Genomic DNA, 22,769 nt, shown 5'->3' on the forward strand with positions numbered 1-22,769 from the left:
TGTCGTACACCTCGGTGAGGGCCGAGCGCCGGGCGACGAATCCCGCGAGGCGGCGCAACTGTACCTGTCCGATGGCGGCCGTCATGTCATTGCCGATCAGGCGGCGCCCCAGGTGCTCCACGTCGGTGGCGGGGCGGAATCCGCCGGTCCACGGGTGCTGATCTGGTGGCGGGGCCGCGGTGAGAACTGCGTCGGCGTCCCATGCCAGGCTGACCGGCGTCAGGGTTCGACCTTTGAAGCTGTTGTCAAACCCCCGCTGGATCAGCTCGGGGCGTCTGGTGCGGTCGATCGCAAGGCGCCGGAGTGTCCTCGGATGGGGTCTCCCCTGCTCCTTGAGAGCTCGGGGAGGGAGCTTTTAGGACATTTCGGCAACGCAGTGAGCGGCCGTGCCAGGCGTTCCGAGCCCAGCGGGAGTTGGACAACAGCTTCTTTGGCCTTGGCGAGGGCCTGGCACTTCTTCGCGGCCCGCGCTGCCGCGTCCCGGTCGATGGCGACAACCATGTCGCGTGCGGTAGGAAGTTTCATTGTGGGACGAAATTTCGAAAGTTACTTTCGCGCAGCGGGAAGGGGTTCCGGAATGACCGAGGACGCGGCGGGCAGAGGGATCAGCCGACGGAGGCTGGGCGGTGGGATGCTGGCCCTGGGCGGGGCACTCGCCCTGGCGCCGATTCCGTTCGCGGAGCAGGCGTCGGCCATGGAGTCGGGGGCGGGGTCGTCGGGTATGCACGGAGGGATCGGAACGAGCGCGGCATCCGGGCAGGCACGCCCGACTCTGCGGCGCGGATCTGCCGCCCGCGCAGGGTTGTTGCAGGAACCTTTGGACCAATTGGTCGTAGATGCGGAGAAGTTCCTCTCCGACTCCCCCAAGCACCCTTGGTACGCCGGTGCGGTGCTGCTCGCCGGGCGCGGCGGCACAGTGGCGCTGCACCACCCGATCGGCAAGGCCGTGCGCTACGCGGCGTACGACGAGAAGACCGACACCGGGGTCGAGTTCCCGCCCGACCAGCAGATCGCCATGGCCGAGGACACGGTCTTCGATCTGGCTTCGGTGTCGAAGCTGTTCACCTCGATCCTGGCAGTGCAGCAGATCGAGCGCGGAACGCTGGAGCTGGAGGCGAAGGTTGCCTCGTATCTGCCGGATTTCGCCGGTGGCGGCAAGCAGGACATCACGATCCGTCAGCTGCTCACGCATACGTCGGGCTTCCGCGCCTGGATTCCGCTGTACAAGGCACCGACGCGGGAGGGAAAGCTGGAGCTGCTCTGGAACGAGGCGCCTGCCAACCCGCCCGGCACGGTCTACCTCTACTCCGACCTCAATCTGATCTCGCTGCAACTTGTCCTGGAGAAGATCACCGGCCGCACGCAGGATGTCCTGCTCCGTGAGCAGATCACTGCTCCGCTCGGCATGCACCGCACTCGGTACAAGCCGCCGGCCTCATGGAAGCCGAAGATCGCCGCAACCGAGGATGCCCGGCTCCCCTGGTCCGGCCTCGACCGCGGGCTGGTCTGGGGCGAGGTGCACGACGAGAACGCGTACAGTCTGGACGGCGTGGCCGGCCATGCCGGAATCTTCTCCTGCGCCTGGGACCTCGCGATTCTCGCCCGTACGCTGCTCAACGGCGGCGTCTACGGCCGCGCGAGGATTCTCTCCGCGGAATCGGTGGACCTGCTGTTCACGGACTTCAACACCGCGTTCCCCGGCGATGCACACGGACTTGGTTTCGAGCTCTACCAGCACTGGTACATGGGGGCGATGGCAACCCCTCGTACCGCAGGCCACACCGGATTCACCGGAACCAGTCTGGTCCTGGACCCCACGACCGACTCGTTCCTCATCGTCCTCGGCAATTCGGTGCACCCGGTGCGCAGCTGGCGCTCCGGCAGCGCGCCGCGCGTCGCCACCGCCAACCAGATGGCGCGCGCCGTCTCGGTCCGTCCCGCCCGGGAGCGTACGGCGTGGTTCTCGGGAATGGCGAGCGCGACCAGCGCCACGCTCACGCTGCCCGTGCTGCGTCTCGCGTCGTCGCGGGCCCGGCTGAGCTCGGCCCTCTGGTGGGACACCGAGCCCGGGTCCGATTTCCTCTTCCTGGAGGCGTCGGCGGACGCCGGGGCGACCTGGCAGGCGGTGCCGTTCACCACCGCACCGATGGCCGGTCAGCACCACCCGACGCCCGAACCACATCCGACGGGCTCGGTCTCCGGCTGGTCCGGCCGGGTCTGGCACCGTCTCGACGCGGACCTCGCCGCATGGCGCGGCAAGGAGGTGCGACTGCGGTGGCGGTACGCCACGGATCAGCGGTACGTCGGGCGCGGGGTGTACGTGGACGCCGTCCGGGTCGAGGACGGCAACCGGACGGTCTTCGACGAGAGCCGGTCCGGCGATGCCGCGGGCATCGAGGCGCTGGGCTGGACGGCGTCGGCGGACTGAGACGGGCTGCGGCGGATTGGGGCGGGCTGCGGCACCCCCTTCCACGGGACGGGCTCCCGCGACGGAGAATGCTCCGATGACTATTTCCCCCCAGAACTGGACGCGCACCGAGCGGCTTGATGCCGGTCGGCTGACAGAGGCCCTGTACGCCGAGACAGGTGTCCGGCTGGTGGTGGAGGGGCCCTGTCCGGGAGGCGAGGTGGGTGCCTCGTACGTGCGGTGGCCGGACGACCACCGGTCCGTGCTGAAGTGGCGGCAGGACACCCGGCTCGAGGATCTGCGGGCGGGGCCGTTGGCGGTGTGCGAAGTGCTGCGCGCGCACGGGTATCCCTGTCCGTCGACGGAGTTGGCGGTCCAGGTGGATCACGCGGTCGTTCTGGTCCAGGAATGCCTGCCGGGTGCGCCGGTGAAGTGTCTGGACCACCATGGGCTGGAGCAGGCACTCGCCCTCAACGAGTCGCAGGTCGGACTGTTGGCCGGGCGTGCTGATGTCCCGTTGTTGAACCTGTATCTGCTCGACGACGGCCCCGGCTACTGTCTTCACGAGCCACTGCGTCGGCACAGCCGGCGCAGTGGTGCCCTGGAGCACCGGGTCAGGTCGGTCGGGGCCGATCACCCACACCAACTGCCCGGGGACGACGTCGTGCACCAGGACTTTCACCACGGCAATCTGCTCGCCCTCGACGGTTCGGTCACCGGCGTCATCGACTGGGACGGCGCCGGCCGGGGCGACCGCCGTTTCGACCTGGTCACCCTGCGCTTCGGGCTGCATGCGAACGAGCAGGCCGCGGGCGTGACGAGCCGCCTCGACGAGATTCTGGACGGCCTGCCCGACGAAATCCTGCGTCCCTCCTGGGCGCATATGAGTCTGCGTATGGTCGATTGGGCCATCAGGCATTTCCCTCCGGGCGACGTCGAGCACTGGCTCGATCTGGCCGAGCAACGCGTGTGAGGAGCGGAGGGCACGTGTGCTGCGGCGGAGCTGTGCTGAGCAAAGCGTTGCAAATGCCGGCAGGGGGATGACCTTCTGCGGTCAGCGGGTCGACACGAAATGAGATCCGGCGCAACCGGCTGCGACTACCAGTACCACCTCTCCACCGCCCCGGGCACCGAAACGAATTCCCGTCCGCGACGCGCGTGGGAGCCGGTGGAGGTTCGCGGCGACCGTTGGAAGGCGCGGGGCCGACCCTTGGCGACCTCGGGGGTGTGTACCTGTTCCAGTGCCCCAGCTGCCCGGGGCGGCCGTACACGCACCGCTTCGACTGCTCCGGGAGGGAGGTAGGGTGCCCGCCGGGCGTCCTCAGGAGGAACATGAAAGCCGCGGTTGAATTACCAACAACTTCCCTGAAACCATTGCGAGTTGCTGCTTTCCGGCGATTCGTTTTCGCCAATCTCATCTCGGCGGCCGGGTCCGCGATGGCTCCCCTCGCACTCGCCTATGCGGTGATCGGACAGGGCGGCGGAGCCGGGTCGCTCGGCGTCGTGCTGGCCACGAACTCCGTACCGACGATCGTCTTCACCATCGCGGGTGGCGTCCTCGCGGATCGTCTGTCGCGAAGCCGGATTCTGTTTCTGGGCAATCTCCTGTCCGCAGCCGCGCAGGGGGTGCTCGCCGTGCTGGTGGCCACTCATCATGCGACAACCGCTTCGATTGCCGCGTGCGGCTTCGCATCGGGGGTGGCCGTGGCCTTCACCGCGCCGGCCGCGGTCGGCGTGGTGGGACAGCTCGTCGCGGCGGAGCACTTGCAGCAGGCCAATGCGCTGGTCCGGCTTCCGAACAACGCCATCAAGGTGCTTGGCCCCGTCGTCGGAGGTCTGATCGTCGCGGTCGGCGGCCCGGCGTGGGCCCTGTCGTGGGATGCGCTCACCTTCCTGGTCGCAGCGCTCCTGCTGCTCGGCCTGCGGCTGGACGCGCCGGTCACGACGGGCAGTGCCCTGGCCGACCTGCGGGCGGGCTGGTCCGGCTTCCGTTCACGCACCTGGCTGTGGGCGTACACCGCCGCCGGAACGGTCGTGGTCGCCGCGTGGCTGGCCGGCTATCAGCTCCTCGGTCCGGTCGTCGCCGCCGAGCACTACTCGGGGGCGCGTTTCTGGGGGCTCGTCCAGGGCGCGTTCGCATTCGGGCTGCTGGCGGGGACGGTGGTGTGCCTGCGCTGGAAGCCTGACCGTCTGCTGGCCGTTGCCGTCATCACCGGCGCCGGGCTCTGCCTGCCACCGGCGGCATTGGGATTGGGCCTGGCCCTGCCCTGGGTGCTGCACAGTGCCGTGCTCGCGGGCGTCGGGCTGGATGTTGCCATCGTGGCGTGGAACACCGCGCTCCAACAGAACGTGCCCCAGGAGGAGCTGGGCCGCATGAGCTCGTTCAACGGTGTCGGGGAGCGTATCGCCATCCCGCTCGGCTACCTCGTCACCGCGCTCGCCTCACATGCCTGGGCCGATCGGACCGTCCTCCTGGTCTGTGCCGGCGCCATCGTGGTTGCCACGTTCCTCAACCTCTGTGTACGGGACGTATACCGCATCAATCGTCTCTGAGTGCCGTGGTTGAGCCGATCCCCGGCGACGCAGGTCGGCGTCTTCGTGGACATCGACGGAAAGAAGGCCCTCCGCGAGCGCCTCGCACGTTGCTCAAGGGCGCCCGGTACGCAACCCTCTCAGGCCGTTGCCTCCGTGACCGCGCTGGGCCAGCGGCTCGCCGCCGCCGAAATGGCGGGGATTCTGGTGATCTCAGCCGGTCTGGCCGGCCTGGCCTTCACGGACGGGTGACCTCGGCGGCCCAACTGCCCGCACTCGCCGCTGCGGTGCGACGCCCTACGCCGACCGTCCCGCCACCCGCTGCCCGCCTCCGCTCGTCCCCGGCACCGGCACCGGCACAGAGGCGGCCACACCGGCGGGGGCCGGGGCCGTCGACTCCCGTACGACCAGTCTCGGCCGGATGAGCAGCGAACGTCCCGCCGCAGGCGCCGAGTCGATCCGTGCCCGCAGCTGCTGAAACGTCTCCGCAGCCATCTCCGGCAGTGGCTGGCGGACCGTCGTGAGCGGCGGTTCGAAGAGGTCGGCGAGGAGGATGTCGTCGAAGCCGACCACGGAGACGTCCTGTCCCGCGCTGCGCCCGGCGTCCTTGGCGCCCCGGCAGATCCCGATCGCGCACATGTCGTTGATGGCGACGAACGCGGTGGGCGGGCGCGGTCCGACGAGAAGTTCCCTGGCCGCGCTCCGCCCCAGTTCGGCGGCGTCCTTGTCGCCGAACTCGGCGGTGTCGGCGCCGGGCCAGACAATCGCGTCGGCCGGGTCGAGACCGGCCGACTCCAGGGCAGCCTGGAAGCCGCGCAGTCGCTCACGGCGGTTGACACTGTTGACCGAGCCGGAGACGAACGCAAGTCGGCGGTGACCGAGTTCGGTCAGATGACGGGTGGCGAGCTCGGCTCCCATCGCGTTGTCGACACTGATGGAGGCCAGCGACGGCGGGTCGCCCGCCTGTGCGGTTCGGTCGAAGGCGACCATGTTCAGTCCGCGGCTGAGCAGCGGTGTCACATGGTCGAGCGAGGGCAGCGAGGAGCAGAGCACCACTCCGCTGACCCCGTCCGCGAGCAGTTCCTCGCCGTACTTGAGCTCGCGGGCCGGATCGCGCTCGCTGTTGCAGAGCAGTACGTGATAGCCCTCGGCAAGCGCGATGGCCTCGAGCTCACGTGCCAGCGCCCCCCAGAAGGGGTTGGCGACGGACGGCACGATGAGACCGATGACCTTGATGCGGCCGGTGCGCAGCATCCGGGCCGCACGGTTGGGCCGATAGCCGAGCTGCTCGATCACCTGCTCCACACGGGCCAGCGTGGTCGCCTGCATGCGGCCCGTACGCCCGTTGAGGACGTTGGAGACCGTGCTCGCGGAGACCCCCGCAGCCTCCGCGACCTGATGGATCGTTACCCCGCTCATGCCACCTCCGGTTCGGAACGCATCTGACCTTGAGTGTATCGATTTACTCAACTCTGTTCACCGTTACACGAGTCAACGTCCTTAAAAATTCATGCACATCAGCTGTTGACGTCTCTCTCACGGCGTTCCTAGCATCAGTGCATCGATTTACCAGCGCTTCCCAGCCATGGCCGGGTTGCCATCGCTGGATCGATCCACAGCTTCCACCTCAAAAGGGGTGTCCCATGGAACTCAAAAGACGGTCGCTGCTTGCTGCCATCGGCGCCGGCACCGCTGCCGCCGCCCTCAGCGGGTGCGGTACCGGCACTTTGGCGGCCGACTCCGCCAACGGCCCCGCCGAAGGCGAGATCACGCTGCTCACCCCGATCTACGAAGACGCCGACGGCAAGACGCTGTTGGAGAAGGAGATACTCGGCGGGTTCCGGAAGAAGTATCCGGACGTCAAGGTGAACGTGGACTACACCACGTACGAACAGCTCAACGAGAAGATCACCACCGGATTGGCGGGCGGTCTGCTGCCCGACGTGCTGATGATGGGCGTGGGCTGGATCCCGCCGTTCGCCGCGAAGAAGGCGATCGCCGAGCTTCCGGAGAAGTTCGCCACCGCGCACGACTACGAGAAGCGGGTGCTGGAGCCGTCCCGGTACGACGGGAGGCTGTACGCGCTGCCGGTCGTCCTCGACACCCGCATCGTCGTCTACCGCAAGGACCACTTCGCCGAGGCTGGCATCAAGAAGACCCCGGCGAACTGGGCCGAACTGCGTGCCGCGGCCAAGCAGCTGACCAAGGACGGCCGGATCGGGTTCGACCCGTTCTCCATCCATCTGCGCCAGTGCTGGGAGACCTTCCTCTTCGCCAACGGCGGCCAGCTGTTCAGCGCGGACGGCAAGAAGGTGCTGTTCACCGACGCCCGCGGGGTCGAGGCGCTGCAGTTCTTCAAGGACCTGATCAAGGACGGCTCCGCCGACTACACCAAGAAGACGGACCTTGGTGCCCCGACCAACGTACAGACCGGCAAGGCGTCGATGATGATGACGAGCAGTGCCCTGTGGGATCAGGTCGGGGAACAGAATCCGGAACTCCTCAAGGACGACAAGCTCGGGGCGTTCATCCTCGCCAACCGCAAGCCCGCGATGCTCCAGGGCGGCACCCTTGTCACCCAGTCCGCCAGTTCCAAGCACCCGGCGGCGGCCCGTGCGCTCGTCGAGTACCTCGCGACGCCCGAGTCGATCCTCGGTGCGGCCATCCAGCGCGGTTCGGTGCCCGGTCTGAAGGATCTCAGCGACTCCAGCTATGTGAAGGAGAACAAGTTCGTCGATCTCTCCCTGCAGAGCATGGGCGACGCGTACTCGGAGGGCGGCACCGCTGCCTGGATGGAGATCCGCGAGAAGATCAAGCCCACGCTGGAGCCCGCGATCGTGGGCGGCCAGTCCGCGAAGGACGCCATCGCGGAACTCGGCCGGCTCGCCGAGGCCGCCATCGGCCGGATGTAAGGACCCGTCACTGTGGGAGCGACATCCGTAGTGAAGGCGAGGCCCACGCGGCCGCCTTCCCCGACCGAGCACACGGTCGCGAAGAAACGCACCGGCCGGGCACCCACCGGCCCGGGGCGCCGCCGGCAGCGCGCCGGCATGCTGATGGTGGCGCCCGCGCTGCTGCATGCCTCGCTCTGGATCGGCCTGCCGGTCGTCGCATCGGTCGTTCTGGCCTTCACGAAGTACGACGTGCTGACGGCGCCGCAGTTCGTGGGCCTGGACAACTTCCGGGAAATGCTGGGCGACGCGGTGTTCCGCAAGTCCATCGTCAACACCGTCGTCTACACCTTCTTCACCGTGCCGTTCGGCATGATGCTGGGGCTGCTCATCGCCCTGGCCCTGCACACCGGCCTGAAGGCACAGGGCATCTTCCGTACCGCGGTCTTCATTCCCCAGGTGACGGCGACCGTCGCGATCGCCCTGGTCTGGCTGTGGATCTACAACCCGGGCAACGGGCTGCTGAACACACTTCTGTCGTTCCTCGGGATCCAAGGCCAGGCCTGGCTGGTGTCGACGTCGTGGGCGATGCCGTCGGTGATCCTGGTCGGCATCTGGCAGGGCATCGGCATGAAGATGCTCATCTACTTGGCCGCGCTGCAGTCCCTGCCCAAGGAACTGTACGAGGCGGCTTCGGTGGACGGCGCGTCCAAGGTGCGGCAGTTCTTCTCGATCACTCTGCCGCTGCTGAAGCCCGCGACGTTCTTCGTGCTCATCACGTCGATGATCAGCGCGTTCCAGTCGTTCGACCAGATCTACATCCTGACCGACGGCGGCCCGGCCAACAGCACCACGATGATGACGTTCGAGATCTACAAGTCCGCCTTCCGGGAGTTCCGCGTCGGCTACGCCTCCGCGCAGTCACTGGTGCTGTTCGTACTGCTGATGGGCTTCACCCTGGTCAACCGGCGGATCATGGGAGGCACCCGTGGCCACAACTGAGCTGCACAGGCCCGGGGCCGTGGCGAAGGCGCGGCCCCGGACGAAGGGCGAGCCGCTCTCCGCCGGCCGGATCGCGCTCTATGCGACGCTGACCGTCGTCTCGCTGCTGATGGTGGCGCCGTTCGTCTGGATGGTGCTCACCTCGCTCAAGACACCGGTGGAGATCGCCTCGCAGGACGCCGGGCTGCTGCCGGAACACTGGGAGTTCGGGAACTATGTCGACGCGCTGAAGGCGGCGCCGTTCGCAACGTACGCGCGCAACAGCTTCATCATCGCGTTCAGCCACACCGTGCTCAATGTGGTGGTGGCGTCGATGGCGGGGTATGGGCTGGCACGGATCAGGTTCCGGGGCAGCGAGGTCATCTTCTACGCCTTCATCGCCGCGCTGATGATCCCGACGTACACCAAGGTGCTGCCCGAGTTCCTGATCGTCCGCTTCATGCCGCTGGCCGGCGGGAACGACATCTTCGGCCAGGGCGGCAGCGGCTGGCTGGACTCCTGGTGGGCGCTGATCATTCCCGGCGCCGTCACCCCGTTCGCCGTCTTCCTCTTCCGCCAGTTCTATCTGGACCTTCCGGTGGAGCTGGAGGAGGCAGCCAGGCTCGATGGTCTGGGCGAGTTCCGGATCTACGCCCGGATCATGACGCCGCAGGTCAAGCCCGCGCTCACCACCGTGGCGCTGCTGACCTTCGAGGCGTCGTGGAACAACTTCCTCTGGCCACTGCTGGTGACCCGTACGGACAGCCTGCGGGTGATCCAGGTCGGGCTCTCCGTCTTCAAGACGGAGAACGGCCCCCAGTGGCACTTCCTGATGGCCGGCACCACGCTGGCCACCCTGCCCATGGTCGTTCTCTTCCTGATCGGCCAGCGCTATTTCGTGCAGGGATTCGCAACTGCCGGTCTCAAGTGACTGGTTCCGGTCCTGAGCGGCCGGTTATCGAAAGGTTTTCACTTCATGTCTGCTGATCTCAACGGCTCCCGCGCACTGGTGACAGGGGCGGGCCACGGAATCGGCCGCGCCATCGCTGTCGCCCTTGCCGAGGCCGGCGCCGATGTCGCCGTCCACTACCACTCCTCCGCCGACGAGGCTGCGCAGACGGTCTCCGCGATCGAGGCGCTGGGCCGCAGGGCGAAGGCGTTCAAGGCCGACGTCACCGTGACGGGCGATGTGGACCGGCTCGTCGAGGACGCGGCCGGCTTCCTCGGCGGCCTGGACGTCCTGGTCTGCAACGCGGGCCATCTGATCGGCCGGGCCACGATCGCCGGGATGTCCGACGACCACTTCGAGCAGGTCATTTCCACCAATCTGACATCGACGTTCCGCACCGTGCGGGCCGCGCTGCCGCATCTGACGAAATCGTCGGCCGGGCGCATCATCACCATGTCCTCGCTGGCCGCGCACAACGGCGGCGGCCCCGGTTCGGTCGCCTACGCGGCGGCCAAGGCCGGTGTCCGCGGCTTCACCAAGGGCCTGGCCAAGGAGCTCGGCGGTACCGGCATCACGGTCAACACAGTGGCGCCGGGCTTCATCAAGGGCACCGCCTTCCACGACACGTTCACCGCGCCCGAGGCGCAGCAGGCGATGGAGGCCGGCATCCCGGTCGGCCGGGCCGGCACCCCGGAGGATGTCGCCGCCGCGGTCGTGCATCTGGCGTCACCGTCGTCCGGCTTCCTCACCGCCACCACGGTGGACATCGACGGTGGCGTGTGGCCGCGTTGAGGCGGATCGCCCGGGAGCGTGGCGGCTGGTGGCACGCGTACGTCTGCCCGGCGCACGGTGTGGAGCTCGACCATGGTGATCTGCTCGCCGGGGTCTTCCCGGCGGGCGGTGCGCGCTGTGCCTACGGCTGCCGGGTGGATGACGAGGCAGTGCGCGGTGCCTGGCTTGTGCTGTCGCATCAGGCGTGGGCGCGGCACCTTCGGGTGCTCGCCCACCGGGGCGAGCGTGCTCAGGCGGTGGAGCGGCTCGTCGAGTACGCCGGTCTGTACGCGGAGCTCGCCACCGAGCGGCACGGCGAGGCACAGACCTGGATGCTGCGTGGCCGGCTCTTCCACCAGGCGCTGACCGACGCTATCTGGGCGGTCAACATCGGGCACACCGTGATCACGCTCGCCGAGGAATCCACGGAACATCTGGCAGCGGTGCTGCCACTCCTCGACGACTTGGAGCAGGCGGCGCTGGACGCCCGGGATGTGCTGACCGGTCAGGGCCATCTCGCCTCCAATTACACGGCGTGGCTCAACGCCGCCGGTGTGGCGGCGAGTCGGGGCGCCGCCGCGGCCCGTGGCCAGGAGTGGGGCGGCGCCAAGCAGTGGCTGGAGGGCGAGCACGGGCTGTATGCGCATCTGCGGGTCGCGGTCGCCGATGACGGCTGGGAGTGGGAGGGCAGCACCTACTACCACGGGTTCGTGCTGCGGGCCGCGCTGCTGGCGCTGCGCGGCACCGACACTGCCGCCGTTCCGTCCGATGTGGTGGACGTTCTGTCCGGGATGACGGACGTATTGGCGACGATCGCCACTGCGGGCGGCATCCTGCCGGCGTTGCACGACGGCCCGTATCAGCGCGATCCGCTCGCGCTGGAGTGGCTCGAACTTGTCGCACTGGCAAAGCAGTTGGTTCCCTCTCCCGCCCTTGATGCGGTGGCGGCACAGGCCCGTGACGAGCTCGGCGCGCACGACGACGGGCTCGACCGCGAACTTGGCGGATGGTTCGCCGGGCCACCGCTTGCGGAGCGTCCGGCGCCCGGGCCGGTCACGGTGTTCCCCACCGCCGGATACGCGGTGCTGCACCACGCGGGCGTCCACGCACTGCTGGACTTCGGTCCGCACGGCGGCTCGCACGGACACCGCGACAAACTGTCGCTGTATCTGTACGGGGAGACCACGCCGTGGCAGCCCGACCCCGGTCAGGTTCCCTACGCGCACGCCGAATTCCGTGATCTCTACGCATCCACCCAGGCACACCCCGCCTTCCGGGTGGACGGCGCCGAACAGGGCGAGTGCGCCGGGAAGTTGCTTGGCTGGGACGGCTCCTCCGTCACGGCCGAGGTGACCACGGCATACGAAGGTGTGCGTGCGGTGCGGCAGGTCGCGCTCGGCGGCAGCTACCTGGTCGATCTGCTGACCGTGACTGCCGAGGACGAGCGGCGGGTCACCGCGCAGTTGCGTCCCGGTGTCGCGCTGGACATCCAGCTCCAGGCCGCGGGGCCGGTGCGCACCACCTGGTACGGCGACGAGACCCTGCACGGCTGGCACACCCACAGCCCCGGCGCGGCCGTGCGTCCGGTCACCCGGCCGGGCCCCGGTCCGGCCGACGATCCGCAGCGCATGCGTACCCGGGTCGACTTCACCGCGCAGTCGGACCGGATCACTTTCGCCTCGGTGTATCAGGCGGCGTCGGCGGGCCCTGCCGTCACCGACGTACAGCTGGGCGGTGACGGACTGCTGATGGTCTCGCTGGCCGACGGCAGCACCGCACTGTTCCGGACGGAGGGCTGAGCCTTGTTGCTCTCGGCGACCCCGCCGCCCGGCCCGCGCCTCGCGCAGGAGGTGCGGTTGTACGAGGAGGCCGCCCGGCACCGCGGGCTGACCCCGCCCCGTACGCACCCTCTCGCAAGCATCACCTGGCTGGGCCCGGCCGCCTCCAACCCGGCGCTGGCCTACCGGGTCGGTGGCGATCCGGCCCATCTTGTGGAGAGCCGTCGCTGGATCGAGGCCGCGGTGCGGCTGCCGCACTGGGGCAAGGCTCATATGCCGGACCACGATCTGGACGCAGGCTGGCTGCTGCACCATCTGTCGCTCGCGTACCGGTGGATCGGTGACGATCTGCCGGACGGGGTGCGGTCGCTGCTGCGGTACAAGCTGCTGCTCCAGGGGCGGCGGATGTACGAGTACGCCGTGGCGAGCGAGGGCGGCTGGTGGTCGTCGTCGTACTGGCAGAACCACAACTGGATCTGTTACGCGGGTCTGGCGACGGCCGGTTATGTGCTGGGCAAGGAGGAGTGGACCGAGCGCGCCAAGGACAATCTCGGCACGGTCCTCGATCTGATGCCCGAGGACGGTTCGCACGCCGAAGGTGTCGTGTACTGGCGTTATGGCGTGCCCTTTCTCGCCATGCATCTGGACCTCCTTCAGGAGGCCGAGGGCATCGACTGGTGGGGGCGGGGCGGTTTCCTGTCGCGCACCTTCCGCTACCGGCTGCACCAGACCGCCCCCGGTTTCGCGTTCAACGTCGACCACGGCGACTGTCACGACCGGCGCAGTGGGCACAGCGCCGGTCTGTACTACCGTCTCGCGGCCCAGTACGGCATCCCTCAGGCGCAGTGGATGGGCGATCTCGCCTCGGGTGAACTGCTGTGGCAGGAGGCCGCGGAGAGCGGGGTGCGGCCCGGGATTCTGCCGGAGGCGTATCTCGAATACCTCTGGTACGACCCGTCCGTGGCCGGCGCCCGTCCCACCGAGACCACGGCCTACTTCCCGGATCTCGGTCTGCTCGCGGCCCGTACCGGATGGGACGACGACGCCACGCTCGTCTCGTTCAAGGCGAGTCCCGGCGGTGGCCACAAGGCCTGGGAGACGTCGGCGAAGCACCGGGCCGAGCAGGGCTGGGAGACCCTCAATCAGGGACACCATCACCCCGATTCGGGCTCGTTCGTGCTGGTCTCGCAGGGTGCGTTCCTCGCGGTCGACGAGGGCTACAGCAACCGTAAGCGGGCCGCGCACCACAACCTGCTGCTGGTGGACGGGCAGGGGTACGCGGACGAGGACCGCTACCACGTCTACAAGGACATCCCGTACGAGCGGCAGGCCCGGCAGCGTGATGTGCTCGCCGCCCCCGACTGCGGCTGGGCGCACGCCACGGCGGAGATCGCCGCGATGTACGCCCCCGGGCTCGGCGTGCGGCGACTGGACCGGACGCTGGTGTTCACCCCTTCGGGACAGCTCGTACTGCTGGACCTCGCCGAGGCGGACACGGAGCGGGAATGGACGTTCCTGCTCCAGACCGACCGGCCGACCGAGCCGCAGCCGGACGGCGGCCGACTGATCCGTTCCGGGGCGGCCTCGGCGCTGGTGCGGCAGTTCGCGCCGCTCGACGGTTCGATCGTCTCCGAGGCCACCGAGATCGAAGCCAATCCGACGTCCAGCACGCCGGAGCTGCGCCTCACCCGCACGCTGCACACACTACGTTCGACGACCGCGCGGTCGGCGAACGGTCTCTTCCTCACCACCATCACCCCGGGCGCCGAACCGGTCGCCGCGGAGCGGGTCGTGTGTGCGGAGGGCGAGGGCGTCACCTTCGGCGAGGAGACCGTGCTCCTCTCCCCCGTCGCCCGCCGCATCCGTACCGCCGCCGTCTCGGCCGATGCGGCGGCGGTGCTGCTCGGCGGCGACGGCTACGCCCCGTATGTGGTGGCGGCCACCCGGCTGGAGCTGGACGGCCGCGTGCTGCTCGATGTCCCGGAGCCGTACACAGGAAAGGTCGGCTGATCGTGCGGGCACCCCTCTCATCCGGCTGGCCGACGCTGCTGCGGCGGCTGGAGTTCGTGGCCTACCCGGCCGCTGCCGGGGCCGCGTTCGCCGTGTTGTCGCTCGGTGTCGTGACCTGGCTGCCCGCGCTCGCCACGATGGGGCACGCCCTGCAGCGGTGGCGGGCGGAGGGCGACAGCCGTTGCTTCACCAACGCGTTCAGCACCTTCCCGCACTACTGGCGGGCCCTGTGGCAACACTCTGTGGCGTCCACCGCGGCGGGGATCGTCCTGACCGCCAACATCTTCTATCTGCTGGGCCGTTCGGAACCGTGGACGTTCGTGCTGCTCGCCGCACAGGTGGGCATCGCGGCCGCCCTGGTCATCCACCATGTGACGCTCGCGGCCGAGGCGGGCCGGTCGCCGCAGGGGACGGTCCGTGCCTGGTCGCGCGGTGCGCTGGTTCTCGGCTTCGGGTCCGCGGCCCGTGGCACCGCACTGCTCGGCGCGGTGATCTCCGCCGCGCTGTTCTCCCTCGTCGTACCGCTGGGCCCGCTGCTCCTCGGCCCCAGCATCCCCGTACTACTTGCTCTGTCCTTCGCAGATCCCAGGAGACACACCCCATGAGCCGTGTACTACGCACCACTCTCGTCGCCGCGCTTGCCGCCGGCGCCCCACTCGCCTTCCCCCCAGCGTCCGTGGCCGCCGAAACAGCCACCGCGTACTATGTGTCGCCGTCCGGAAGCGAGTACGCGCCGACCGGTGCGTGCCCCCAGTGAGCGGGCGGGGACCCGCGAGACGGCGGGTGCTGACGGCGGCGGCCGGTCTGGCGGCGGTCGCCGCGACCGCGCCCGGCGCGCAGGCGGCCGAGGCTTCGGCCGGCGGTGTGGGCCGGTCGCGGTGGACGACGTCGTGGGCGACCGCGCAGACCGCGCCGACCGCGACCGACGCGGTGGCGAGCGCCGGGCTGACCGACGGAACGTTCACGGCCAACGTACGGCTGTCGGCGGGCGGAACGGTCCGGCTGCGCTACGGGCACGCCTTCGGCACGGTCCCTGTCCTGATCGGCCCGGTGACGGCGGGCGGTCGGCCGGTGACCTTCGGCGGACGACGGCAGGCATGGATCGCCGCGGGCGCCTCCCTGACCAGTGACCCGGTCGAGGGACTGCGTATCACCGAAGCGGCCCGGCTGACCGTCGAGACGCGGCTGCCCGGGCCCACCGGGCCGCTTTCCTTCCACCGCAACACCCATGCCTCGCACACCGTCGACGGCGTGCGCACCCCATCGGTGTTCCTGCTGACGGGTGTCGAGGTGACGGGCGCGCACGGGCCGGTGATCGCGGTGCTCGGCGACTCCATAGCGGAGGGCGTCGGCACACCGGACGACGCCGATCTGCGCTGGCCCGACCAGTTGGCCAGGCGCCTTCCCGGTTCGGCCGTTGCCAATCTCGGGATCAGCGGCAACCGGGCGCTGCTGGACGACGCCCGGTTCGGACCGAGCGGACAGGCCCGTTTCGACCGCGATGTGCTGTCGCTGCCGGGGCTGCGGACCGTACTGATCCATCTCGGCGTCAACGACCTCCAGCAGCCGCCGAGCCAGACCGATCCGGCGCTCGTCCTGGCCGGGTACCGGCAGCTGACGCTGCGCGCCCGCGGTGCCGGACTGCGCGTGATCGGCGCGACCATCACCCCGTTCGAGGGCTGGACCCGCTGGACGCCGGAACTGGAAGCGGTACGGCAGCAGGTCAACGCCGCGGTGCGGACCGGCCGGGTCTTCGACGCGGTCGCCGACTTCGACGCGGCACTGCGTGACCCGGAACGCTCGTCGCGAATGCTGCCCGCGTACGACAGCGGCGACGGACTCCACCCCAACCCCGCCGGTCACGCCGCGCTGGCCGCGGCCGTCGACCACCGACACCTTCTGTGAGGGCCGGATCATGAACCCAGGCACCACTCCGGGCACCACCCGGCGCACCCTGCTCGCCGGGGCGGCGGCGCTCGGCGCAGCCGCCGCCCTGCCGCTCACGCTCACCACGGCCACCGCGCACGCGGACGCAGGGAACACCGTCGTCGATGACGCCGCCGCCCTGCGCACCCGCTGGCACACCCTGCTCACCGGCGGTCCCGGCCTCGACCTGATGGACCCGCAGATCGCGGCGGCCATCGCCAGGATCGGCAAGGCGGCGACCACCTCGGTCAAAGGCCTCGACCCGACCCGCACCGACGGGCTGTTCCCGGACCTGACCAGCACCACGCTCTCCAACCACGTCACGACGTCGTTCAAGCGGCTCGCCACGGTCGCCACCGCGTGGGCCGTGCCCGGCACTCCTCAGTACGGTGACACCGCGCTGCGCGACCTGCTGCTGGCCGGCATCGACTGGATGCTGACGAACCGTTACGGCCCCGGCCACACCCGGTTCGACAACGACTGGGACTGGGAGATCGGGTCCGCGCTCGCGCTCAACGACGCGGCCGTGCTGCTGTACGACGCGCTCGGGACGGAACGGCTGGGCCGGATCACCACCGCCATACGGCACTACACGCCCGACCCGAACCTCTGGCGGGCCGACCGGCAGATCGCGACCGGCGCCAACCGGGTGTGGATCTCCACCGTCGTCGCCGTCAACGCCGTGCTCAGCGGCAACGGCGACGATCTGGCCCGGGTCCGTGACGCTCTTTCGGACGTCGAGGGTTCGGGCGCCAACAGTGTCCTCGCCTTCAACGACGCAAGCACGGCGGCGGAGGGCACCGGCGAGGGTTTCTACTCCGACGGTTCGTTCCTCCAGCACTACAAGCACCCGTACAACGGCGGGTACGGCAAGGAGCTGCTGAACAATCTCTCCCGGCTGCTGAACCTGCTCGCCGGTACGGCGTGGACGGTCACCGACCCCGATGTCGACAACATCCGCAGCTGGGTCGACGACGGCTTCGACCCGCTGCTGGCCCGCGGCGATGTGATGGCGTCGGTGTGCGGGCGCGAGATCGCCCGTCCCAGCAAGCAGGGCCATGTCTCAGCACAGACGGTCATCGAAGCCGTGGTGCGGCTGATCCCGAGCTTCCCCGGTGAGACGGCCGACCGGTTCACCGCCCTGGTCAAGCAGTGGATCGCGGAGGACACCTACCGGGACTTCCTGGCCGTCACCGACCTCGCCTCGCTCGTCGCAGCCCGGCAGATCATCGCTTCCCCGGTCCCGGCACGTGGTCCGCTCGTCACGCACAAGCAGCACCCGCGGATGGACAAGGCTGCCCACCACCGGCCGTCCTTCGCGCTCGGCATCTCCGCGTACTCGTCCCGGATCTACAACTACGAGTCGATCCAGAACGAGAATCTGCACGCCTGGCATCTCTCCGACGGCATGGTCCTGCTCTACACCGACGACCTCGGGCACTACAGCGAGGACTACTGGCCGACCGTCGACCCGGCCCGGCTGCCCGGCACCACCGTCATCGCCGGCCGGCCCGCGGATGCGGCGGGGCAGCGCACCACCAGCAGCGCTGACTGGGCGGGCGGCACCGCACTGCCCGGGACGACGCTCGGTGCGTACGGCATGGAGCTGTGCGCGTACGGAAGTTCGCTGCGCGGGCTGAAGAGCTGGTTCTGCCTGGACGATGTGATCGCCTGTGTAGGCTCGGGCATCACCTCCGACGCGGGCACGGCCGAGACGGTCGTGGAGAACCGGAAGCTGCGCGACCCGAGAGCGTCCCTGCTCGTCAACGGCACGGCGGCGCCCACGGACGCCGGCTGGTCGGCAGAGCTCGACCAAGTGCGGTGGCTGCATGTCGCCGGGACCGGCGGCTACATCTTCCCCAAGCCCGCCACACTCCACGGCCTTCGTGAGGACCGCACCGCGACCTGGCGCGAGATCAACCTCAAGTACGGCACGGACACCCCGGTCACCCGCCCGTATCTGACGCTGTGGCAGGACCACGGCACGGCGCCGAGCGGGGCGGGCTACTTCTGGCTGCAGGCACCGGCGGCCTCCGCAGAGCGTACGAAGCAGTGGTCGTCCGCGCCTCCGGTGAAGCTGATCGCCCGCTCCACCGCCGTGCATGCGGTACGTCGCTGCGCGGACGGACTGGTCGCCGCGAATTTCTGGACCGCGGGAGCCGTGCAGGACCTGGCCTCGGACGGTCCCGCCTCGGTGCTCGTACGACCGAACGGAAAGACGGTGAAGGTCTCGCTGTCCGACCCGACACAGCTGCGGTCCTCGGTGGTCCTGGACCTGGCGCAGCGCGGCCTGACCGTCGCCTCCGCCGATCCGGGTGTCAGCGCCGCCCCCACCGGCAATGGCATCCGGATCACCGCCGACACCACTGAACGCCACGGCGCCACCCTCAACCTCACCCTGAAGAGGAGCTAGACCCTTGCTGTTCGACATGCCTCTGGACCGGCTGCGCGACTACCGGCCGGATCCGGAAGAGCCGGCCGACTTCGACGCCTTCTGGGAGAAGACGCTCACCGAGGCGGCCCGCCACCCCCTGGACGCCGAGTTCGTCCCGTACGACGCCGGGTTCGCGACCGTCGACGTGCTCGATGTGACGTTCCGGGGGTGGGGCGGGCAGCCGGTGAAGGCGTGGCTGCTGCTGCCACGGGTGCGCTCGGGCCCGCTGCCCGCCGTGGTGCAGTACATCGGCTACAACGGCGGCCGGGGCATTCCGTACTCCTGGCTGACCTGGAGCGCACTCGGGTACGCGCATCTGGTCATGGACAACCGGGGCCAGGGCGGCGGGGGCAAGAACACCGCGGATACCCCGGACATCGGTCCGGACGGGCACGGCTCGTCCTCCCCCGGCTTCCTGACCCGCGGCATCGAGGACCCGTACCGCCACTACTACCGGCGGCTGATCACGGACGCGGTCCGGGCAGTGGACGCGGCGAAGGCCCATGAGGCGGTGGACGCTTCACGGGTAGCAGTCCTCGGGGGCAGCCAGGGCGGCGGACTCGCCCTGGCCGTCGCCGGGCTGCGGGCCGACATCGCGGCGGCGGTCGCCGATGTGCCGTTCCTCTGCCACTACCGGCGCGCCTCGCAGATCACGGATGCCGGACCTTATGCGGAGATCGCCCGCTGGCTGTCCGGGCACCGCTTCCGGATCGACGAGGCGATGGAGACCTTGTCCTACTTCGACGGGGTCAACTTCGCGGCACGGGCGACCGCGCCGGCGTGGTTCTCGGTCGGTCTGATGGACAAGATCTGCCCGTCGTCCACAGTGTTCGCCGCATATCACCGCTATGCGGGTCCGGCCGAAATCGAGGTGTTCACGTACAACGGGCACGAGGGCGGCGCGGAGTACGACATGCCGCGCAAACGCGATGCGCTGCGGCGTGTGTTCGGTCGCTAGGGCGTGTTGCGAAAGTAGCGTCGTCCGCCCGCAGGGCGGGGCCGGGGGCGTCCGGTGCGCTCAGGCACGGGGGACGACGGCGACAGGGCACCGCGCGTGATGGATGGCAGCTTGGGCTACGGGGCCCAGGTGTGGCGCCAGAGCGCGGCGGTGCTCACGTCGGCCGACAACCAGCAGCCCGGCGCCCTCCGCGGCCCGTACGACAGCCTTGGCGGGGCTTTCGAGGGCGATGCTCTCGGTCACCTCCACCAGCGGGAACTTGTCACGCCAGGGGCGGAGGGTCTGTCTCAGGCGCCTCTGCGCGTCCTGCGTGATTCCTTCCGTCACCTCGTGATCCACGCCCCAGGGCACGTAGGCTTCGAGCGGCAGACTTTGGCCATGAACGGCCCGAAGAGGCATGCCCCGCGCCGCTGCGGTACCGAAGGCGAATTCGAGCAGGTCTTCGCAGGAGCCGTGCAGCTTCAGTGCCACTACTACGCCGCCTGCCGCAGCGGGAGTGGGCTGTGGTCCTCTTCCGCTCGTTCCGGCCCGCACCAGGACCACGGGCCTCTCGGCGCGTGCCACGACGGACATGCTGATGTCCCCGAGGAAGTAGCTCTCGACAGGCACCAGCCCCCGCGAACCGAGCACGATCATCTCGGACTCCGACGCCGCTCTCAGCAGCGCGTTCTGGGCGTCGTCGGCAACCAGGCTGCCGACGACAGGGAGGCCGGGGTGACGCGTCTGGAGCTCAGCCCGCGCATTGTGCACAATCCGCCTCGCCCAGTAGTTCTGATCCATCTCCGCAGGGACGTTGGGCTGTTCCGGCACCAGCAGAGGCCACGCGTGCAGCAGGCGCAGCGTGAGCTTGCGCCGCTCGGCTTCGTCGGCGGCCCAACGGGCAGCGGCAAGGCTCTCGGGTGAGCCGTCGAGGCCCACGGTGACGACTGGCTCCATGACGACTGCCTCCGTCTCGTAAGAAGCTGCTATGGCGTGAGCGAGCCCGCCTTTCCGGACCGGGTCCTGGTCCGTAACCGGACAGACGCCGGTGAGGGGCCACCGATGGTGTGAGCAACTGCGCCGAGCACGGCTTCTCTCATTAGACGAGTACCCCAGATCTCCTGGTGGCGCATGCGGGCCCTGATGGGCAAAGCCCTGCGCGGGCGCGGAATCCGGCACAAGGAGAAAGATGCCCACGCCCGTGGCCCGGGCTGCGTTCGCGTAGGCCCATGGCGTCGTGGCTCACCGTCGTTCGGCGCTGATGCTTGACTTGGAGCGTGGTCTCTTCCGTAACGTCGTCCCATGGCAGACGAGAAAGGCGTGGGCAAGCCCGGAAAGCTGCCCCGCTCGCTGTACGAACGCGAGCTGTACCGACTCCAGACCGAGCTCGTGAAGCTTCAGGAGTGGGTCCGGGAAGAAGGCGCACGGCTCGTCGTGGTGTTCGAGGGGCGTGACGCGGCGGGCAAAGGCAGCACGATCAGGCGCGTCACCGAACACCTCAATCCCCGAGTGGCGCGCATCGTCGCGCTGCCGCGGCCGACCGAGCGCGAGCGCAGCCAGTGGTATTTCCAGCGCTACGTCGAGCAGCTTCCAGCAGCGGGGGAAGTGGTTCTGCTCGACCGGAGCTGGTACAACCGCGCGGGCGTCGAGCGCGTCATGGGTTTTTGCACCATGGAGGAACACCAGCGGTTCCTTCGCCAGTGCCCGATCTTCGAGCGGATGCTGGTGGAGGACGGCATTCTGCTGCGTAAATACTGGTTCTCCGTGAGTGACGCGGTGCAGGAGGAGCGGTTCCGACGCCGACTGCACGATCCCACCCGCCGGTGGAAGCTCTCGCCGATGGATCTGGAATCGATCACCCGATGGGAGGCCTACTCGCGGGCGAAGGACGAGATGTTCGTCCATACGGACATCTCGGAGGCTCCCTGGTATGTCGTCGAGAGCGACGACAAGCGCCGGGCCCGGTTGAACATGATCGCCCATCTGCTGTCGACCGTGCCGTACGAGACAGTGACCGCGCCAGTGATCGAGCTGCCCCCGCGGCCGCCGGCCACCGGATACCAACGGCCGCCGAGGGACCTTCAGACGTACGTCCCCGACCACGCGTCAGAACTCTGAGGGTGAGGCGGGAGGCCCGAGACCAGGGGCACAGAAGTATCTGCCCTCACATTCGCACCGAAGTGGGACGGTTGTGAGCACCGGTCCGGCCCTGATGCGGAACGTTCGGCAAGTCCCGGTGGACGTGGTGCCCGGCACCGGCCTCGCCGGTTGCTCAACCGACGAGAGATTCTGGGAGAGACTGGAGAGAGCGCAGGCCTGCGGCGCGCAGGAGGTTCCCGCCCTGTGTTTCACGCAACCGCCCCGTGGCCGTCATCGCCCACGACTGACGTCCCCGAGCGAAAGGGAATTCGGACCATGATGCATCGCACTGTCTCCGAAGTCATGACCCGGGAGGTGGCCACGGCCAGTCCCGAAGCGTCACTCAAGACGGTCGCCTGGAGCCTCAACTACAACCATGTCTCGGCACTGCCCGTCGTCGACACGCGTCACCACCCCATCGGTGTCATCTCCGAAGCTGATCTCCTCCGCCAGCAAGCCGGTCTGCCTGACACAGAGGGTCGTGACCAGATGCGCCGGACGGGGGCCGTGGACGCCCGCACCGCAGGCGATCTGATGTCCACCCCTGCCCTGACAGCCCGGCCCGAGTGGGGCATCGTCGAGACAGCCCGCTTCCTGCACGAGCGGGGCGTCAAACGCCTTCCGGTGGTCGATGACACCGGAACACTCGTGGGGATCGTCAGCCGCTCCGATCTACTGCGCCCCATGCTCCGCCGCGACGATGCCATACACGATGAAATCATCGACGAGGTGCTGGGCCGAACGCTCCGGATGCCCCCGGGCGGCGTAGCAGTAACCGTGCGAGAAGGAATCGTTACTCTGAGCGGCACAGTTGAGGAGCGCTCAAGCATCCCGATCATCGAGCACCTGTGCTTGTCCGTCGATGGTGTCGTCTGCGTCGACCAGTCCCTCGAATACGCCGTGGACGACCTGGCGTCGGATCCCGGACCAGCGCATAGCACCGGCGACCGCTGAGCACCCCGGCATGAGGAGGAAGAAGCCGACCGCTTCTCGCAGACACAGGGTCCCTTGTTC

The 22,769-nt window shown here is 69.0% G+C and carries 19 protein-coding genes and 1 pseudogene; 17 read left to right on the forward strand and 3 right to left on the reverse strand.

Annotated features, from left to right (window positions below; translation table 11 throughout):
- Positions 1 to 13: 13 nt before the first annotated feature.
- Positions 14 to 85, reverse strand: a pseudogene (locus tag ABT115_RS13570) (hypothetical protein); the annotation flags it as partial.
- A gap of 492 nt (positions 86 to 577) precedes the next feature.
- On the opposite strand from ABT115_RS13570, the gene ABT115_RS13575 reads away from it, so the two are divergent.
- The 4 genes from ABT115_RS13575 (at position 578) to ABT115_RS13590 (ending at position 5,191) form a co-directional block, all read left to right on the forward strand.
- Positions 578 to 2,428 (forward strand): serine hydrolase domain-containing protein, encoded by a 1,851-nt coding sequence (locus ABT115_RS13575; protein ID WP_351788077.1) that lies wholly within the window; start codon positions 578 to 580, stop codon positions 2,426 to 2,428.
- 76 nt (positions 2,429 to 2,504) lie between these two features.
- Complete coding sequence (locus ABT115_RS13580; RefSeq protein ID WP_351788079.1) at positions 2,505 to 3,380, forward strand: phosphotransferase; 876 nt, start codon at positions 2,505 to 2,507, stop codon at positions 3,378 to 3,380.
- Between the two features lie 359 nt (positions 3,381 to 3,739).
- Positions 3,740 to 4,960: an MFS transporter gene (locus ABT115_RS13585; RefSeq protein WP_351788082.1), complete on the forward strand. Its 1,221-nt coding sequence runs from the start codon at positions 3,740 to 3,742 to the stop codon at positions 4,958 to 4,960.
- A 9-nt stretch (positions 4,961 to 4,969) separates the two neighbouring features.
- On the forward strand, positions 4,970 to 5,191 hold the full coding sequence (locus ABT115_RS13590) for a hypothetical protein (protein ID WP_351788085.1): 222 nt from the start codon (positions 4,970 to 4,972) through the stop codon (positions 5,189 to 5,191).
- Between the two features lie 45 nt (positions 5,192 to 5,236).
- Here the strand turns inward: ABT115_RS13590 and ABT115_RS13595 are convergent, their stop codons facing one another.
- Positions 5,237 to 6,358 (reverse strand): LacI family DNA-binding transcriptional regulator, encoded by a 1,122-nt coding sequence (locus tag ABT115_RS13595; RefSeq protein WP_351788088.1) that lies wholly within the window; start codon positions 6,356 to 6,358, stop codon positions 5,237 to 5,239.
- Positions 6,359 to 6,582: 224 nt separating this feature from the next.
- Here ABT115_RS13595 and ABT115_RS13600 point away from each other — a divergent pair, with 224 nt between their 5' ends.
- From ABT115_RS13600 to ABT115_RS13650, 11 genes are read left to right on the forward strand one after another with little or no spacing between them, the layout of a single operon-like run.
- A complete protein-coding gene (locus tag ABT115_RS13600; protein ID WP_351788091.1) occupies positions 6,583 to 7,851 on the forward strand; it encodes an ABC transporter substrate-binding protein in 1,269 nt (422 codons plus the stop codon).
- Positions 7,852 to 7,863: 12 nt separating this feature from the next.
- On the forward strand, positions 7,864 to 8,832 hold the full coding sequence (locus ABT115_RS13605; protein ID WP_351788093.1) for a carbohydrate ABC transporter permease: 969 nt from the start codon (positions 7,864 to 7,866) through the stop codon (positions 8,830 to 8,832).
- On the forward strand, positions 8,819 to 9,742 hold the full coding sequence (locus tag ABT115_RS13610; RefSeq protein WP_351788096.1) for a carbohydrate ABC transporter permease: 924 nt from the start codon (positions 8,819 to 8,821) through the stop codon (positions 9,740 to 9,742). The genes ABT115_RS13605 and ABT115_RS13610 overlap by 14 nt, the downstream gene beginning before the upstream one ends.
- A 45-nt stretch (positions 9,743 to 9,787) precedes the next feature.
- Positions 9,788 to 10,552: an SDR family NAD(P)-dependent oxidoreductase gene (locus ABT115_RS13615; RefSeq protein WP_351788099.1), complete on the forward strand. Its 765-nt coding sequence runs from the start codon at positions 9,788 to 9,790 to the stop codon at positions 10,550 to 10,552.
- Positions 10,540 to 12,330: a heparinase II/III domain-containing protein gene (locus ABT115_RS13620; protein ID WP_351788102.1), complete on the forward strand. Its 1,791-nt coding sequence runs from the start codon at positions 10,540 to 10,542 to the stop codon at positions 12,328 to 12,330. The genes ABT115_RS13615 and ABT115_RS13620 overlap by 13 nt, the downstream gene beginning before the upstream one ends.
- Positions 12,331 to 12,333: 3 nt before the next feature.
- A complete protein-coding gene (locus tag ABT115_RS13625; protein ID WP_351788105.1) occupies positions 12,334 to 14,319 on the forward strand; it encodes a DUF4962 domain-containing protein in 1,986 nt (661 codons plus the stop codon).
- A gap of 2 nt (positions 14,320 to 14,321) precedes the next feature.
- Positions 14,322 to 14,924: a hypothetical protein gene (locus ABT115_RS13630; protein ID WP_351788108.1), complete on the forward strand. Its 603-nt coding sequence runs from the start codon at positions 14,322 to 14,324 to the stop codon at positions 14,922 to 14,924.
- Positions 14,921 to 15,076: a hypothetical protein gene (locus tag ABT115_RS13635; RefSeq protein ID WP_351788110.1), complete on the forward strand. Its 156-nt coding sequence runs from the start codon at positions 14,921 to 14,923 to the stop codon at positions 15,074 to 15,076. The genes ABT115_RS13630 and ABT115_RS13635 overlap by 4 nt, the downstream gene beginning before the upstream one ends.
- A gap of 26 nt (positions 15,077 to 15,102) precedes the next feature.
- Entirely contained in the window at positions 15,103 to 16,224 is a 1,122-nt protein-coding gene (locus ABT115_RS13640) for an SGNH/GDSL hydrolase family protein (protein ID WP_351788113.1), read from the forward strand.
- A 10-nt stretch (positions 16,225 to 16,234) separates the two neighbouring features.
- A complete protein-coding gene (locus tag ABT115_RS13645) occupies positions 16,235 to 18,658 on the forward strand; it encodes a polysaccharide lyase 8 family protein (protein WP_351788116.1) in 2,424 nt (807 codons plus the stop codon).
- 4 nt (positions 18,659 to 18,662) lie between these two features.
- Positions 18,663 to 19,637: an acetylxylan esterase gene (locus tag ABT115_RS13650; RefSeq protein WP_351788119.1), complete on the forward strand. Its 975-nt coding sequence runs from the start codon at positions 18,663 to 18,665 to the stop codon at positions 19,635 to 19,637.
- 60 nt (positions 19,638 to 19,697) lie between these two features.
- Here ABT115_RS13650 and ABT115_RS13655 read toward each other — a convergent pair whose 3' ends face one another.
- Positions 19,698 to 20,573, reverse strand: a complete 876-nt coding sequence (locus tag ABT115_RS13655; protein ID WP_351788121.1) for a universal stress protein — start codon at positions 20,571 to 20,573, stop codon at positions 19,698 to 19,700.
- A 345-nt stretch (positions 20,574 to 20,918) separates the two neighbouring features.
- On the opposite strand from ABT115_RS13655, the gene ppk2 reads away from it, so the two are divergent.
- Together ppk2 and ABT115_RS13665 are read left to right on the forward strand one after the other, a co-directional pair.
- The gene (gene ppk2, locus ABT115_RS13660) at positions 20,919 to 21,734 is read left to right on the forward strand and encodes a polyphosphate kinase 2 (protein WP_351788124.1); all 816 of its coding nucleotides are present in this window, start codon (positions 20,919 to 20,921) and stop codon (positions 21,732 to 21,734) included.
- 297 nt (positions 21,735 to 22,031) lie between these two features.
- The gene (locus tag ABT115_RS13665; RefSeq protein ID WP_351788127.1) at positions 22,032 to 22,709 is read left to right on the forward strand and encodes a CBS domain-containing protein; all 678 of its coding nucleotides are present in this window, start codon (positions 22,032 to 22,034) and stop codon (positions 22,707 to 22,709) included.
- The last annotated feature ends 60 nt before the right edge of the window (positions 22,710 to 22,769 follow it).

The organism is Streptomyces sp. NPDC001832, assembly GCF_040297265.1.
Taxonomy (GTDB): Bacteria; Actinomycetota; Actinomycetes; order Streptomycetales; family Streptomycetaceae; genus Streptomyces.

Coding starts and splice junctions, on each gene's coding strand:
- ABT115_RS13655 (WP_351788121.1), bottom strand. CDS start 20,573: ATGGAGCCAGTCGTCACCGTGGGCCTCGACGGCTCACCCGAGAGCCTT.
- ABT115_RS13665 (WP_351788127.1), top strand. CDS start 22,032: ATGATGCATCGCACTGTCTCCGAAGTCATGACCCGGGAGGTGGCCACG.
- ABT115_RS13600 (WP_351788091.1), top strand. CDS start 6,583: ATGGAACTCAAAAGACGGTCGCTGCTTGCTGCCATCGGCGCCGGCACC.
- ABT115_RS13585 (WP_351788082.1), top strand. CDS start 3,740: ATGAAAGCCGCGGTTGAATTACCAACAACTTCCCTGAAACCATTGCGA.
- ABT115_RS13595 (WP_351788088.1), bottom strand. CDS start 6,358: ATGAGCGGGGTAACGATCCATCAGGTCGCGGAGGCTGCGGGGGTCTCC.
- ppk2 (WP_351788124.1), top strand. CDS start 20,919: ATGGCAGACGAGAAAGGCGTGGGCAAGCCCGGAAAGCTGCCCCGCTCG.
- ABT115_RS13645 (WP_351788116.1), top strand. CDS start 16,235: ATGAACCCAGGCACCACTCCGGGCACCACCCGGCGCACCCTGCTCGCC.
- ABT115_RS13635 (WP_351788110.1), top strand. CDS start 14,921: ATGAGCCGTGTACTACGCACCACTCTCGTCGCCGCGCTTGCCGCCGGC.
- ABT115_RS13615 (WP_351788099.1), top strand. CDS start 9,788: ATGTCTGCTGATCTCAACGGCTCCCGCGCACTGGTGACAGGGGCGGGC.
- ABT115_RS13580 (WP_351788079.1), top strand. CDS start 2,505: ATGACTATTTCCCCCCAGAACTGGACGCGCACCGAGCGGCTTGATGCC.
- ABT115_RS13575 (WP_351788077.1), top strand. CDS start 578: ATGACCGAGGACGCGGCGGGCAGAGGGATCAGCCGACGGAGGCTGGGC.